We start from the raw sequence: 14,122 nt of genomic DNA, 5'->3' as shown, positions 1-14,122 counted from the left end.
TGCCGTCATGGCTGATGCAACCCATTCCACCCGCGGTGTCCGGCAGCTGCGCCTCGTCCTGGAGGTCGAGGACCACGAGGCCGCCGTCACCTTCTACCGGGACGTCCTCGGCCTGCGCGAGGAGGCGGCGTTCCAGGGTGAGGGTGAGGCCCGGGTGATCATCCTCGACGCCGGCCGCGCCACGCTCGAGCTCGCGAACCCGGCGCAGAAGCGGATGATCGACGACGTCGAGGCCGGTGGTGCGCCGAGCGATCGCATCAGGGTGGCCTTCGAGGTGGACGACGCCGCTGCCGCGACCGTGCGGGCGCGCGACGGCGGCGCCGAGGTCACCGCACCGCCCGTCGAGACGCCCTGGCGGTCCCTCAACGCGAGGCTGCGCGCACCGGCCGGGCTGCAGCTCACCCTGTTCGAGGAACTGGGCCCCTTGACGGACGGGCGGAACACGGGATCATCGGAGCAGGAGCAGTAGCGCCCTGACGACCGACCGGCGAGGAACCGACGAGGAAGCGGAGGATCGATGACGAACCACGATGACGAGGGTGTGCCCCTGCAGGTGAGCGTCGTCAGCGCCCTCGGGCCCGATGCCGCGGTGCAGATCCCCGGCGAGGTGCCCCCGGGTGTCCCGCTCGACACGGTGGACCCGGCGGCGTGGCAGCTGCCGGACGACGACGACGCACCGGACTACACGAGGATCGCGAACCTGCGGGCGGGGGACACCACGCCCACCGTCACGAACGCGAGCGACGACGGCGGCCTCACCGACTGGCCGGGCATCGGTGGAGCCACCTTCGACGCCGGCGGGCTCGGGGCCGACGGCGGCGAATAGCGCCACGTAGTCAGTAGCAACCCGGCGTGCTGACCCTGCGTGCTGATTCGATGAGGCGCTGACCGGGATCTCGCCGACCACGCCCCATCGGAAGCGCACCGGCACCCGCACGGCCGCGGACTAGGGTTGGACGGTGCCCAAGGACTTCGATCTCCGCTCCATCGCGGTGGGAGCCTATGGTCCGTCGCTGCTCTACGGCCTGGCGACCGGAGCGATCCTCCCGGTCATCGCACTCACCGCCCGCGACCTCGGGGCGGACGTCGCGACGGCGGCGCTCGTGATCACGCTCTCGGGCATCGGCTCCCTGGTCACGAACGTCCCGGCGACCCTCATTGCCACCCGCTTCGGTGAGCGCAAGGCCCTCGTCGGTGCCGCCCTCTGGTGCGCGGTGGCGATGTTCCTCGCGTTGTCCGCACCCACGCTGGCCGTGTTCGCGGCCGCCGTCTTCATGGTGGGGATGTCCGGCGCCGTCTTCGGACTGGCCCGGCAGAGCTATCTCACGGAAGCGGTGCCGGTCCATTACCGGGCGAGGGCCCTCTCCACCCTGGGCGGGGTCACCCGCATCGGCGTGTTCATCGGCCCGTTCGCGGCCGCGGCCGCCATGAGCGTCCTCGGGCTCGACGGCGCCTACTGGGTGGGCGGCATCGCGAGCCTCGCCGCCGCTGCCCTCAGCTGGCGTGTCCCCGAGCTCGTGGCGGCCGGCCGTGGGGGGCCGTCGTCGTCCTCCTCCGCCTTCCCGCCCCCGCCGACGGTGCGCTCGATCATGCGCAGCCACACGCGCGTCTTCCTGACCCTGGGCATCGGGGTGCTCCTCATCGCCGCGGTCCGCTCCACACGGCAGGCCGTGCTGCCCCTGTGGGCCGAGAACATCGGCCTCGACGCCTCGGCAACGGCACTCATCTACGGGCTCTCGGGCGCGATCGACATGCTGATCTTCTACCCCTCGGGCAAGATCATGGATCTCAAGGGGCGCCGGTGGATCGCCGTGCCGTGCATGCTCATCATGGGCACCGCCCTCACCCTCCTGCCGCTGACCTCGGAGTCCGTGGGGCTGCTGCTCGTGGCACTCCTGATCGGGTTCGGCAACGGGATCGGCTCGGGGATCGTGATGACGCTCGGCGCGGACCTCTCGCCCTCGCCCGGGCGCCCGCAGTTCCTCGGGATCTGGCGCCTCCTGACCGATCTCGGGAACATGGGCGGCCCGGCGCTGCTGGCCCTCGTCACGGCGCTGGCCACGTTGTCAGCGGGCATCTGGGCGACCGCCGCGCTCGGATTCCTCGGCGCGGGCGTGCTCTGGTACTTCATCCCGAAGGGCTCGCCCGGATCGGCGGGCCCGCACCACTGACGCGCGCCCGCAGGGTTTGCGCGGCGCCGTCCTGCGCGGTTCTGCAGACGGACGTCACGCAGTAGACCCGTCGCGCAGTAGACCCGTCGCCCCGTCGCTCAGTCGCCCCGTCGCTCAGTCGCTCAGTCGCTCAGTCGCCCCGTCGCGCGGTCGCTGGGCGGCCGACGTCGGGCGGCTCCTCCCACTTCAGAGGACGCACACGTGGGAATGCTGCTTCATTCCCAGTCGATGCCACCGTGGAGTGGGAGGAAGCCCCCTCGAGAGTAGGCCGGCTACGCGCGGACGCGCCGGGCGAGGGCCCGCACGACGACGAAAGCGCCCGCCGCTCCCGCGACCCACGGGCCGCCGACCACGATCGGGTCGATCCACTGGTGGTTGACGTCGGCGCGGTTCTTCCCGAACCGGGAGGCGATTCCGTGGCGACGCCCCTCGGACAGCACGCCCGTCTCCGTGATCGGGTTGTCGGGGCGCAGGCGCACGAACGACGACGCATGCGCACCCCAGGCGTCCACCCGGTCCCCGAGCAACAGCAGCAGCCAGTGCGCCGCACGCCCCTCGCTGTACCGGTAGGCGTACCGGCGGATCCCGCCGGAGACGCCGTGCAGGGGAGCGCTGGTGCCGAACACCGGCGTCAACTGTCCGTGCTCGATCGAGCGCTCGCGCCCCTCCCGGCCCGGCTGCTCGTCCGGGTAATCCCAGTGGGCCCCCGTGCTCCCCGGGTCGTAGACCTCCCGCGGGTAGGACGGCCTGTCCTTGGGGTCGAGGTCCACGCCCCACCCCGGGATGCGCGCGCGCAGCGCCTCGGGGGACGGCACGTCCTTGGGTTTGTTGGCCACGTAGGGGGTGGACCGGGAGGACGACGACGGCGAGGGCGTGGGCGGTCCGGTGGGCTCGGTCGGATCGCTGGACGACCTCTGCTGGGGCACTGACACGGGGAGCCTCCTAGCTCGGGTTCGCGATGACGAGGGTCTTGATGCAGTTGTCGAGCTTCGCCGAGAACATGTGATACCCCTCGGCGATGTGCTCGAGCGGGATGCGGTGCGTGACGATGTCGTTCGGCTTCAGGTACCCGTTCTGGATGTGCTCGAACAGGCGCGGCCACTGGCGTTTCACGGGCGTCTGATTCATGCGCAGCGTCAGCCCCTTGTTGAGTGCGTCGCCGAACTTCACGGCGCTGAAGATGGGCCCGTAGGCGCCGACGACGGAGACCGTGCCGCCCTTACGGACGGAGTCGATGGCCCAGTTCAGCGCGATGGGCGAGCCGCCCTGCAGCTTGAGCTTGGTGCCGGTGACCTGCTGGAGGAAGTTGCCGTCCGCCTCCGCACCCACGGCATCGATGACGACGTCCGCTCCGAGCCAGTCGGTGGTCTTCTTCATCTCGACCACGATGTCGTCGTACTCCGCGAAGTTGAAGGTCTCTGCCTGCGCGAACACGCGGGCCTTTTCGAGCCGGTATTCGAGGTGGTCGACCACGATCACGCGGCCCGCGCCCATGAGCCACGCGGACTTCGCGGCGTAGAGCCCCACGGGGCCGGCCCCGAAGACCACCACCGTGTCACCCTGCACGATATCCCCGAGCTGCGCGCCGAAGTAGCCGGTGGCCAGGGCGTCGGTGAGCAGCACGGCATCCTCGCTGTCCATCCACTCGGGGATGAGCTGGGGGCCCACGTCCGCGAAGGGCACGCGCACGAACTCGGCCTGACCGCCGTCGTACCCGCCCGTGGTGTGCGAGTAGCCGTAGATGCCGCCCACCGCCGTCGCGTTCGGGTTGACGTTGTGGCAGTTCGAGTAGAGGCCGCGCGCACAGTAGTAGCAGGAGCCGCAGTAGACGTTGAAGGGCACCATGACGCGGTCGCCGCGCTTCAGGTTCTGCACCGAGGGGCCCACCTCCTCGACCACGCCGATGAACTCGTGGCCGAACGTGTGGCCGATCCGCGTGTCCGGCATGAGCCCGTGGTACAGGTGCAGGTCGGAGCCGCAGATGGCGGCGGTCGTGACGCGGAGGATCGCGTCGTTCGGGTGCTCGATGACGGGCATCGGCTTCTCCTCGACCCTGATCTTGTAGGGCCCGCGGTACACCATGGCTCTCATCCAACGCCTCTTCCCTCGACCGACCGGTCCAGTCAGCGTGGCAGCGTGCGGGCCCCGGCTCAATGGCCGGACGGGGTTCGATCACCGCGTGCGGCGGCGGCGCCCGGGTGCTACGGGGAGATGACGTGCGAGTGCTACGGGGAGGTGACGCGCGGCGTCGTCCGCGCCTGAGCGGCGAACAGCCAGCCCGCCGCGGCGGCGAGCGTGAAGCCCGTGCCGATGATCCACGCGAGCCCTGACCAGAAGAAAAGGGGAACGCTCGCGGTGCCCGGCTCGGCGGCAGGCCCGAGTGCCGGCACGGCGAGATACAGCGCTGCGCAGACCGCCAGTCCGCCGAGCCCGAGCACCCAGCACAGTGCCAGCCACAGGCGTGCCGCCGGCCAGGACGAGTTGAACCCGCGCCAGGAGTTCCAGTGGTCCCCGGTGCGCATCACGGCCAGGCCCCCGATGAGCGTCCAGAAACCCACCACCAGGAGCGCGGCGACGACGTCGGCGGGGCGGTGCCACAGGTTGAGGAACGTCGCGGCGCCGGCGAGCACCGAGTACGCCCCGCCCGCGGCTGCGGCGAACGGGCGCCAGCGGGGCGTCACGATGATGAACACCGCCGCGGCCGCCGATGCCGCGAGCGTGGTGTGGCCGGACGGCAGCGAGTTGAACGCGAGTGTGGCCACGCCTCGGTCCGGGCGGTCGAAGACGAGGTTCTTGAGGATCTGCGTGGTCAGGTTCGAGGCGCCGATCACGCCGACCGCGATCAGGGCGGCCGGGTAGCGCTTCCTGATGACGGCGACGAAGAGGATCGCCGCCGCCGCCACGACGATCGAGACGGCGGGCAGCGTGTCAAGGAAGCTCAGGAACGGCAGCTGGGTGTCCGGCGCCGCCACGCCCGCCTCCCGCCACGCGGACTCGTCGGCGAACTGCCCCGTGGTGGTCCGCACGAACGCCCAGTAGGTCCAGCCGAGTACCACGGCGCATGCGAGCGCGGCGAGCACGAACAGCAGCGGCGAGCGCGCTGCACGTGTTGGTCCCCGGGATGTTCGCTGCGACGTCATCGCCTCCATGGTTCCACACCCGCGCCGCTAGCCTGAGCCTGTGACACCCCAGACGCCGCCCGCCCCCGAGGGGACCCCCGACCCCGGCGCCGAAGCCGTCCTGCCTCCGCTCGAGGAGCTTGTCGCGTCGGCTCGCGTGGTGTCCCTGCCCATGCGCGTGCGCTTCCGGGGCGTGCTCCAGCGGGAGCTGCTCCTGGTCCGCGGGCCCGCGGGGTGGGGCGAGTTCTGCCCCTTCACCGAGTACGACGACGCCGAGTCGGCCGCCTGGCTCGCCGGGGCCGTGGAGGCCGCGTGGCTCGGGTTCCCCGCACCGCGGCGCGACGCGGTGCCGGTGAACGCGACCGTTCCCGCCGTCGGGCCCGGCGCCGTCGAGGCCGTGCTGGAGCGCTTCGGCGCGGTCCACGCGGTCAAGGTCAAGGTCGCCGAGCGCGGTCAGGCACTCCACGACGACGTCGCACGCGTGGCCGAGGTGCGCCGCCTCCTGCCGCACGCCGGGATCAAGATCGACGCCAACGGCGGGTGGGGCGTCGACGAGGCGCTGCGCGCCCTCGAGGCGCTCGCGCCCTTCGACCTGCAGTACGCCGAGCAGCCGGCGGCGGACATACCCGGACTGCGGGCCGTCCGCCTCGAGCTGCAGCGCCGCGGCCTTCCCGTCCTCGTGGCCGCCGACGAGAGCGTGCGCCGTCAGGAGGACCCCCTGCTCGTGGCCCGCGAGGACGCCGCCGACCTCCTGGTCATCAAGGCGCCGCCGCTCGGGGGAGTGCGGCGGGCCCTGCGGATCATCGGGCAGGCCGGGCTCCCCGCCGTCGTCAGTTCCGCACTCGACTCCTCGGTGGGCATCCGGGCCGGTGTGGCCCTGGCCGCCGCGCTGCCCACCCTGCCCTACGCCTGCGGGCTCGCGACCGTCTCGCTCATGGCGGGTGACGTGACCGAGGCCTCCCTCGTGCCCGTGGACGGCACCCTGCCCGTCCGCGAGGTCGAGGTGTCCGAGGAGAGGCTCGGCGCGTTCGCGGCGCCGGAGGGGACCAGGCGCTGGTGGCTGGCGCGGCTGGCCCGGACGTACGCGATCCTCGCAGCGCGGGAGCGGGGGGCCGCCGCGGGCGACACGGGATGATCACACGCAGGAAATACGCGGTCAACGCGAGCGGTCCAGGGTGAATCGTCCATGGTCTTCGTGGAAGGAACACACCCTTGACAGGTTCAGAAGCGCAGCCTCTGCCGGTCGTCGGCCTGACGTTCTACCTCGATCCCGCGGTAACGGAGGGCTGCGGGACCCTCGACGCCGCGTTCCTGCCCCGGAACTACCTCGAGCCCGTGCTCGCCGCCGGCGCCATCCCCGTGCTGCTGCCCCCGCAGGGAACGGGCGGCGGGGTGGTCGGGCAGCTGCTCTCGTGGCTCGACGGCGTGATCGTCGTGGGCGGCTGGGACGTCGACTCGGCCCTCTACGGCGAGGCGCGGCACCCGGAGACGGACGAGCCCCACCGGCTGAGGGACGCCTGGGACCACGCCGTCACGCGGGAGGCCGTCCGGATGGACCTGCCCCTGCTCGGTATCTGCCGCGGCGAGCAGATGCTCAACGTCGCACTCGGCGGGTCACTGCACCAACACCTCCCCGAGGTCGTCCGCGGCAGCACCTACCAGCTCGGCGACCACCGCTTCACCCCGATCCCCGTCGATCTGAGGCCCGGATCCCAGGTGGCGCCCATCCTCGGCAGGCAACGGCTCGAGGGCGCACCGGTGTCCCACCACCAGGCGGTGAACCGCCTGGGGCTCGGCCTCCAGCCCTCGGCGTGGAGCGCGGAGGGCGTCGTCGAGGCCGTCGAGTTGCCGCACAACCGCTTCTGCATCGGCGTGCAGTGGCACCCGGAGCAGAGCCCCACCGAGACCGCGCTGTTCGACCCCTTCGTGCAGGCCGCCCGGGAGCGGCAGCTCGCCCGGTCCCGGGCCGTGTCCCTCGAGGACGTGCTGCAGGAGGCGGTGCTCCCGGCCGGGTGACGGAGCAGATCCTGTTCGGGCGCCGTTCACCTCGTGTTCACCGACGCGCCCATCGGCTGTTCAGGTCATCTCGGCACTGTTGACCGCGAACGCCGTTCATCTCCGTGAGAGGTACACCCCCATGACTGAAACCACGCGCCGCCTGCTCCCCATGCTCGGCCACACGAAGGGCAAGCGCAGCGCTGTCACCTGCGCGCTCAAGTGTGACAATGCGTGCTCCGAGGCCGTCTGCAACACCAGCAGCAACAACTACTTCCGCGACATCGTCTCGAGCGAGTACTCGCGTCGCAGCGCACTCGGCGTGGGGGCCGCGGGCGCACTGACGCTGCTCGTCGCGTCCCAGACAGGCGCATCGCCGGCCCAGGCCGCGCCCGGCAAGAAGCCCGGCGTGCCTTCCGGTCCGCTCGCGTTCAACGCCATCCCGCCGGTCGACGCCCTCGTGGACGACATGACCGTTCCGCAGGGCTACGGCTGGAAGCCGGTGATCCGCTGGGGTGACCCGCTGTTCGCCGGCGCGCCCGCGTTCGACCCGAACAACCAGACGGCCGCCGCGCAGACCCTGCAGTTCGGCTACAACTGCGACTACACCGACGTCATCGAGATCGAGGGCAGCAAGGGCCGCCGCGCGGTGCTGTTCGCGAACCACGAGTACACCAACGAGAACATCATGGTGCCGCCCACCCTGCCCGCCGCCGAGGTCCGCGGCATCGGCAAGGCCGCCCACGGACTCTCCGTCGTCGAGCTCGAGCGCAAGGGCCCGGGCAAGCCGTGGTCCTACGTTCAGGGCGCACCGCTCAACCGCCGCTACCTCACCACCACGCCCTACGAGGTCACGGGCCCCGCCGCGGGCTCCGACCTGCTGAAGACCAAGGACGACCCCACGGGCCGCTCCATCCTCGGCACGCTCGGCAACTGCGCCGGCGGAACCACGCCGTGGGGCACCATCCTCTCCGGCGAGGAGAACTTCAACGGCTACTTCGTGGCACCCGGTACCAGTGCGGGCGACCGCCGCTACGGCATCACCAACCGCCCCACCTCGCGCGGCTGGGAGATCGACGAGCCGCGCTGGGACACGCGGAACGCGGGCTACGAGAACGAGACGAACCGCTTCGGGTACATCGTCGAGGTGGACCCCTTCGATCCGACGTCCACGCCGAAGAAGCACTCCGCACTGGGCCGCTTCAAGCACGAGGGCGCCAACGTGACGGTCGCCTCCGACGGCCGCGTGGTCGCGTACATGGGCGACGACGAGCGCTTCGACTACCTCTACAAGTTCGTGTCCACGAAGAAGGTGCAGCCGGGCAACAGCCCCGCCGCCCGTAGCGCGAACATGACGCTCCTGAGCGAGGGCTCGCTCTACGTGGCTCGGTTCCAGGGCAACTCCGTGGCCGAGATCAACGGCAGCGGCGCGGTTCCCACCGACGGCGCATTCGACGGCGTGGGCGAGTGGCTGCCCCTGCTCATCGACAACCAGTCCGTGGTCGCAGGCATGACCGCCGCCGAGGTGGCCGTGTACACGCGCATCGCCGCGGACAAGCTGGGCGCCACCAAGATGGACCGCTGCGAGGACGTGGAGCCGAACCCCGTCTCGGGCAAGGTCTACGTGGCCTGCACGAACAACACCAACCGCGGCGTGGGTACCAACGCCGTGGCGGACGAGGCCAACCCCCGCACGGCGAACCGCGACGGACACGTCGTGGAGCTCACGGAGGCCGGCGGCAACGCGACCGGCACCCGCTTCACCTGGAACCTGCTGCTCGTCTGCGGTGACCCGGCGAAGAACCCGGCCACGTACTTCTCCGGCTACCCCACCAACCAGGTCTCGCCGATCTCCTGCCCCGACAACGTGGCGTTCGACTCCGAGGGCAACCTCTGGATCTCGACCGACGGTCAGCCGGGCACCATCGGCTTCAACGACGGCCTCTTCAAGGTGGGTCTCGTGGGCGCCGAGCGCGGCCGCGTGCAGCAGTTCCTCGCGGTGCCCCGCGAGGCGGAGACGTGCGGGCCGGTCATCCGCGACCAGGACGGAAGCGTCTTCGTCGCCGTCCAGCACCCGGGTGAGGACGGCTCGTGGGCCGCACAGTCCTCGCTCTTCCCGGACTACGTGCCCCTCGGCGGCATCCCCCGTGCGGGTGAGGCCGCCCTGCCGCGTCCGTCCGTGGTGCAGATCTACAACGGCGCACAGGGTCCCAAGGAGGACCACAAGGGCCGCGGGAAGCGTCAGCCGGGCAAGCCGCGCCCGAAGTCCTCGGTCGCCGAGGCCCGCGAGAGCGGCGACGGCAAGTAGCACCTGGCGCACGACGACGCACCCCCTCCGGCCGGAGGGGGTGCGTCGTCGTTTCCGCGGGTATCGGCCGGATTCCTCCCGACGCACCGACGGGAGGTTCCTCGGCGCGGTCCACTCCCGAGGGAGAACCCCGCGGGCCGGTTGTGGTGTGAGGATGGAGGCGTGACCGAAACTCCTCCTGGCTCCCTCGAATCCCTCGACTCCGCCACCGCGGCCGCGCTCGCCATCCGCGCGCTGGTCTCCGCAGGGGTGACGGACGTCGTGATCGCTCCCGGGTCGCGGAGCGCGCCCCTCGCGTACGCGCTCGCCGAGGCGGAAGCGGCGGGTACCGTACGGCTGCACGTCCGGATCGACGAACGTTCCGGTGCCTTCACCGCGTTGGGGCTCGCCCTCGGCGGGCACCGTCCCGCGGCGATCGTCACGACGTCGGGTACCGCGGTGGGGGAGCTCCTGCCGGCGGTGATGGAGGCGAACCACGCCGCTGTGCCGCTCGTGGTCATCACGGCGGACCGGCCCGAGGAACTGCGCGGTACCGGCGCGAACCAGACCACCGTGCAACCGGACCTCTTCGGCGTGCACGTGCGCGCCGGCATCGACGTCCCGGCGGGGGATGACCCCACGGCCCGCATCGGCGCCGCGCTGTACGCCGCCGTCGGATCACCGGCCGGCGGCAGGACGACGGCGCCCCCGGGGCCCGCACATCTCAACCTCGCCTTCCGCGACCCGCTCGTCCCGGCGGGAACAGCCGACTCCACGTCCGCCGCCGGGACCGCTGCTGCAGTGCCGGCATCGTCCGCCGCGACAACGCCGTCGCCCGCTGTGGAGGAGTCGCCCACGACGGTCGCTACGCCCGCGTCGCCCGCGCCGACCTCCATGGCTGGTATGACCGCGTCACCCGCCGCCGCGGTCATACCCGCTGCGACCGCTGCCATCGGCGAACATCCGACCGCCGCTCAGCCCGCCGACACGAGCCATGCGGCGACCTCCGCGACGCCCCGCGCCGCATCAGACGGGGGCGCCGACGCCACCACCGTCGTCGTCGCGGGCCATGGGGCCGGGGAGCTCGCCGCCGTGTTCGCCGCGCACCTCGACCTTCCCCTCCTCGCCGAGCCGTCGTCGAACGCACGCTTCGGCAGTAGCGCCATCGCGCCGTACCGCCTGCTGCTCGAGCACATCGGGTCGGCGATCACGCGCGTCGTGACGTTCGGGCGGCCCACCCTCTCCCGGCCGGTGACCGCGCTGCTCGCCCGCGCCGACGTCGAGCACGCGCTCTACCTGCCCGAGCCGGTGGCCTGGTTCGAGGAGGGCAAGCGCCCGGAGCGCATCATCGACTCCCTGCCCGAGCTGCTCGCGTTCGCCGGGCGCGGGGCGCCTGGGTGGCTGAGGTGCTGGCGCGAGGCAGGAGCCGCAGCCGATGCCGCCATCCGCATGCTGCTCGAGAAGGAGGGCCGGCTGACGGGACTCCACGTCGCCGACGCCGTCTGGGAGCACACCGACGGGAACCTCGTGCTCGGGTCCTCCAACCCCATCCGCGACGTGGACCTCGTGGCCGCCACCGACTGGCACCCCCTCGAGGTGTACGCCAACCGCGGCCTGGCCGGGATCGACGGCACCATCTCCACCGCCACCGGCGTGGCCCTCGCCGCGGGGATCCCAACGCGGGCACTGATGGGGGACCTCACGTTCCTGCACGACGTCGGCGGGCTTCTGCTGGGCAGCGGGGAGCCGCAGCCCGACCTGCAGATCGTGGTGCTCAACGACGCCGGAGGCGGCATCTTCGGCCTGCTCGAGCACGGGGCGGCGACCACCACGGCGCGCTACGGTGCCGCCGTCGAGCGGTTGTTCGGTACGCCGCACAGCGTGGACGTCGCGGCCCTCGCCGCCGCGTACGGGGTGCGGTACGCACGGGCGACGACGCCGGAGGATCTCGACGCCGCCCTCGCGGGGCCCATCGTGGGACGGTCCGTCGTCGAGGTGCGCGCCGACCGGGGCTCGCTCCGCGACCTCCACGCGCGCATCCGCCGCACCGTCGCGGACGTGACGGTCTCCTAGCTAGAGCACCTTCGAGAGGAAGAGCTGCGTCCTCTCGTGTTGCGGATCGCCGAGCACGTCCTCGGGCTTGCCCTGCTCCACCACCACGCCGCCGTCCATGAACACCACGCGGTCGCCCACCTCGCGGGCAAAACCCATCTCGTGCGTCACGACCATCATGGTCATGCCCTCGCGGGCGAGCTGCTTCATGACCTCCAGGACGTCGCCGACGAGTTCGGGGTCCAGGGCACTGGTCGGCTCGTCGAAGAGCATCATGTCCGGGTCCATCGACAGGGCCCGCGCGATGGCGACGCGCTGCTGCTGCCCACCCGAGAGCTGGGAGGGGAACGCGTCGGCCTTCTCCGAGAGCCCTACCTTGGCGAGGTTGCGCCGCGCCACCTCGATGGCCTCGGCCTTGCCCCGCTTCTTGGCGCGCTGCTGGGCGAGGGTGAGGTTCTTCAGCACGCTGAGGTGCGGGAAGAGATTGAACTGCTGGAAGACCATGCCGATGCGCGTGCGGACGTCGTCGAGGTCGGTCTCGCTGTCCGTGATGTCGATGCCCTCCACCATGACCGTGCCGGAGGTCGGCTCCTCCAGGCGGTTCACGCAGCGCAGGAGGGTGGACTTCCCGGAGCCCGAAGGGCCGATGACGCAGACCACCTCGCCCTGGTCCACGTGGAAGTCGATGCCCTTGAGCACCTCGTTGCTGCCGAAGTTCTTGCAGAGTGCGCGGACCTCGATCGCCGGGACCGCCGCGGTTCCCGATGCTGTGCGTGCCATGCGGATCAACGGCCTCTCTTGTTGTGTCGTTCGAGCTTCGCGACGAGCTGGGTCAGCGGCAACGTGATGACGAGGTAGAGCAGGGCCGCGAGCACCAGCGGGGTCGCGTTCGCCGAGTTGGTCAGGGAGTCGCGGGCGAAGGTCGTGAGTTCACGGTCACCGATCGCCATGCCCGCGATGAAGAGCAGCGAGGTGTCCTTGATGAGGATCACGAGTTCGTTCGTCAGGGGAGGGGTGATGATGCGGAACGCCTGCGGGAGCACGACGGTGATCAGGGTCCACGTGGACCCCATGCCGAGGGACCGGGCAGCCTCGACCTGGCCCTTGGGCACAGCCTCGATACCCGCTCGGATGGTCTCCGCGATGTAGGCCGCCGAGACCACGATCAGGCCGATCAGCCCGGCGCCCACGCTGCCGCCCGGAGCCTGCCACTGGAAGGCGATGGGCACCGCGAACGCGAAACCGAAGATCACGAGAAGCGCCGGCAGCCCGCGGAAGAGTTCGATGTAGGCGGTCGCGAGCCAGCGGTAGGGCAGGACGGGGGAGAGCTTCATGAGCGCAAGGAGCAGCCCGAAGAGCATGCCGCCCACGAAGGCGATCGCCGTGTAGACGATGGTGTTCCTCGCCGCGATCGTGAGGACTTCGGGGAATGCCTCCCGTGCCACGTCGAGGTTGAAGAAGTAGGGCTGGATTCGCCCCCAGTCCGCAGACAGGAGGACGACGAGGATCACGGCGATGAATACCGCGTAGAGGACGCCCTGCGTGAGGCGTCTGCGTGTCGAGCGTTTCACGCGGGGGAACGACCTTCCTTCGGGAGGTGGCGCCCGTGCGGCGCCGGAGTCATCGACACCGACGCCGCACGGACCGTGGTGTTCCTACTCCGAGAAGTAGGTGTCGTAGATCTCCTGGTACCTGCCGTCGTCGCGCAGCGTGGCCAGCTGCTCGTTGACCGCGGTCACCAGCTCCTCGCTGCCCTCTTTGGACATGATGAAGCCGTACTGCTCGTCGGTGGGCAGCTCCTGGGCGATGGTGAAGGCGCCGTCCTCCGTGTGGCCGAGGTTGACCGGCAGGTCCTGGAGAAGGGCGTCGACGTTGCCCGCCTGGATCGCCGCGTACATCTCGGCGTCCGAGGGGTACTGGACGAGCTCGGCCTCCGGCGCATTCTCCTCTGCGTAGATGGCACCGGTGGTGCCCTGCTGGACGCCGACCTTCTTGCCGGCGAGGTCCTCGATCGATGCGACGTCGGAGTCCTCGGGTACGAGGATGGACTGCAGGGAGTCGTAGTACGGGTCCGAGAAGGCGAGGTTCTCCTGGCGATCCGCGGTGATGGTCACGGCGCTCGCACCGATGTCGCAGGTCCCGGCGCCGAGCACGGCCCCGCTCTGGAGCCCGTCGAAGCCGACGTCCTGGACTGCGAGCTCGAGGTCCATCCCGGCGGCAATCTCCTTCATGAGGTCCATGTCGAAGCCGGTGTACTCGCCGTTCTCCTCGTACTCGAAGGGCGGGTAGGGGATGTCCGAGCAGACGGTCAGGGAGCCGTCGGACACGAGATCGAGCCCACCTTCCTCGGCGGAGCCCGCGTCGTCCGAGCCCCCTCCGCACGCGCTGAGCGCCAGGACGGCGGCTGCGGCCACGGCCAGCAGGCCGGTCTTGTTGGAAAGCATGGTTACCTCACTTGAGCGGATGGATGACGCTGAACGGTGAAAAAGCCCTGCTGA

At 70.9% G+C, this 14,122-nt stretch carries 13 protein-coding genes; 7 read left to right on the top strand and 6 right to left on the bottom strand.

Annotated features, from left to right (window positions below; genetic code table 11):
- Window positions 1–7 precede the first annotated feature (7 nt).
- The 3 genes from AC4D16_RS06520 (at window position 8) to AC4D16_RS06510 (ending at window position 2,171) form a co-directional block, all read left to right on the top strand.
- A complete protein-coding gene (locus AC4D16_RS06520) occupies window positions 8–469 on the top strand; it encodes a VOC family protein (RefSeq protein ID WP_490954348.1) in 462 nt (153 codons plus the stop codon).
- 48 nt (window positions 470–517) lie between these two features.
- A complete protein-coding gene (locus AC4D16_RS06515) occupies window positions 518–826 on the top strand; it encodes a hypothetical protein (protein ID WP_490954347.1) in 309 nt (102 codons plus the stop codon).
- 133 nt (window positions 827–959) lie between these two features.
- A complete protein-coding gene (locus tag AC4D16_RS06510; RefSeq protein WP_490954346.1) occupies window positions 960–2,171 on the top strand; it encodes an MFS transporter in 1,212 nt (403 codons plus the stop codon).
- 272 nt (window positions 2,172–2,443) lie between these two features.
- Here AC4D16_RS06510 and AC4D16_RS06505 read toward each other — a convergent pair whose 3' ends face one another.
- From AC4D16_RS06505 to AC4D16_RS06495, 3 genes are all read right to left on the bottom strand, one after another.
- Window positions 2,444–3,007, bottom strand: coding sequence for a hypothetical protein (locus AC4D16_RS06505; protein WP_490948763.1), 564 nt, complete (start codon window positions 3,005–3,007; stop codon window positions 2,444–2,446).
- A gap of 106 nt (window positions 3,008–3,113) precedes the next feature.
- Entirely contained in the window at window positions 3,114–4,262 is a 1,149-nt protein-coding gene (locus AC4D16_RS06500; RefSeq protein WP_490954345.1) for a zinc-dependent alcohol dehydrogenase, read from the bottom strand.
- A 134-nt stretch (window positions 4,263–4,396) separates the two neighbouring features.
- Complete coding sequence (locus AC4D16_RS06495) at window positions 4,397–5,311, bottom strand: phosphatase PAP2 family protein (RefSeq protein WP_490954344.1); 915 nt, start codon at window positions 5,309–5,311, stop codon at window positions 4,397–4,399.
- A 40-nt stretch (window positions 5,312–5,351) separates the two neighbouring features.
- On the opposite strand from AC4D16_RS06495, the gene AC4D16_RS06490 reads away from it, so the two are divergent.
- The 4 genes from AC4D16_RS06490 to menD all read left to right on the top strand — a co-directional run bounded on the left by AC4D16_RS06490 (window position 5,352) and on the right by menD (window position 11,645).
- The gene (locus AC4D16_RS06490) at window positions 5,352–6,425 is read left to right on the top strand and encodes an o-succinylbenzoate synthase (protein ID WP_490954343.1); all 1,074 of its coding nucleotides are present in this window, start codon (window positions 5,352–5,354) and stop codon (window positions 6,423–6,425) included.
- A gap of 77 nt (window positions 6,426–6,502) precedes the next feature.
- Window positions 6,503–7,306 (top strand): gamma-glutamyl-gamma-aminobutyrate hydrolase family protein, encoded by an 804-nt coding sequence (locus tag AC4D16_RS06485; protein ID WP_490954342.1) that lies wholly within the window; start codon window positions 6,503–6,505, stop codon window positions 7,304–7,306.
- A gap of 121 nt (window positions 7,307–7,427) precedes the next feature.
- Window positions 7,428–9,593, top strand: coding sequence for a PhoX family protein (locus tag AC4D16_RS06480; protein WP_490954341.1), 2,166 nt, complete (start codon window positions 7,428–7,430; stop codon window positions 9,591–9,593).
- A gap of 162 nt (window positions 9,594–9,755) precedes the next feature.
- Window positions 9,756–11,645, top strand: a complete 1,890-nt coding sequence (menD, locus tag AC4D16_RS06475; RefSeq protein WP_490954340.1) for a 2-succinyl-5-enolpyruvyl-6-hydroxy-3-cyclohexene-1-carboxylic-acid synthase — start codon at window positions 9,756–9,758, stop codon at window positions 11,643–11,645.
- Here the strand turns inward: menD and AC4D16_RS06470 are convergent, their stop codons facing one another.
- The 3 genes from AC4D16_RS06470 to AC4D16_RS06460 all read right to left on the bottom strand — a co-directional run bounded on the left by AC4D16_RS06470 (window position 11,646) and on the right by AC4D16_RS06460 (window position 14,068).
- The gene (locus tag AC4D16_RS06470; protein ID WP_490948203.1) at window positions 11,646–12,404 is read right to left on the bottom strand and encodes an amino acid ABC transporter ATP-binding protein; all 759 of its coding nucleotides are present in this window, start codon (window positions 12,402–12,404) and stop codon (window positions 11,646–11,648) included. It lies immediately after the preceding gene.
- Window positions 12,405–12,409: 5 nt separating this feature from the next.
- Entirely contained in the window at window positions 12,410–13,195 is a 786-nt protein-coding gene (locus AC4D16_RS06465; RefSeq protein ID WP_490954339.1) for an amino acid ABC transporter permease, read from the bottom strand.
- Between the two features lie 84 nt (window positions 13,196–13,279).
- Complete coding sequence (locus AC4D16_RS06460; protein WP_490948205.1) at window positions 13,280–14,068, bottom strand: transporter substrate-binding domain-containing protein; 789 nt, start codon at window positions 14,066–14,068, stop codon at window positions 13,280–13,282.
- Window positions 14,069–14,122 lie beyond the last annotated feature (54 nt).

It is taken from the genome of Arthrobacter sp. TJ-236 (assembly GCF_058269235.1).
Note: the sequence above shows the minus strand (reverse complement) of the source record. Positions and strands in the feature narration are given on the sequence as shown.

Excerpts from the sequence above, each read along its gene's own strand:
- AC4D16_RS06520 (WP_490954348.1), top strand. The coding sequence starts at position 8 with ATGGCTGATGCAACCCATTCCACCCGCGGTGTCCGGCAGCTGCGCCTC.
- AC4D16_RS06470 (WP_490948203.1), bottom strand. The coding sequence starts at position 12,404 with ATGGCACGCACAGCATCGGGAACCGCGGCGGTCCCGGCGATCGAGGTC.
- AC4D16_RS06500 (WP_490954345.1), bottom strand. The coding sequence starts at position 4,262 with ATGAGAGCCATGGTGTACCGCGGGCCCTACAAGATCAGGGTCGAGGAG.
- AC4D16_RS06480 (WP_490954341.1), top strand. The coding sequence starts at position 7,428 with ATGACTGAAACCACGCGCCGCCTGCTCCCCATGCTCGGCCACACGAAG.
- AC4D16_RS06515 (WP_490954347.1), top strand. The coding sequence starts at position 518 with ATGACGAACCACGATGACGAGGGTGTGCCCCTGCAGGTGAGCGTCGTC.
- AC4D16_RS06460 (WP_490948205.1), bottom strand. The coding sequence starts at position 14,068 with ATGCTTTCCAACAAGACCGGCCTGCTGGCCGTGGCCGCAGCCGCCGTC.
- AC4D16_RS06495 (WP_490954344.1), bottom strand. The coding sequence starts at position 5,311 with ATGACGTCGCAGCGAACATCCCGGGGACCAACACGTGCAGCGCGCTCG.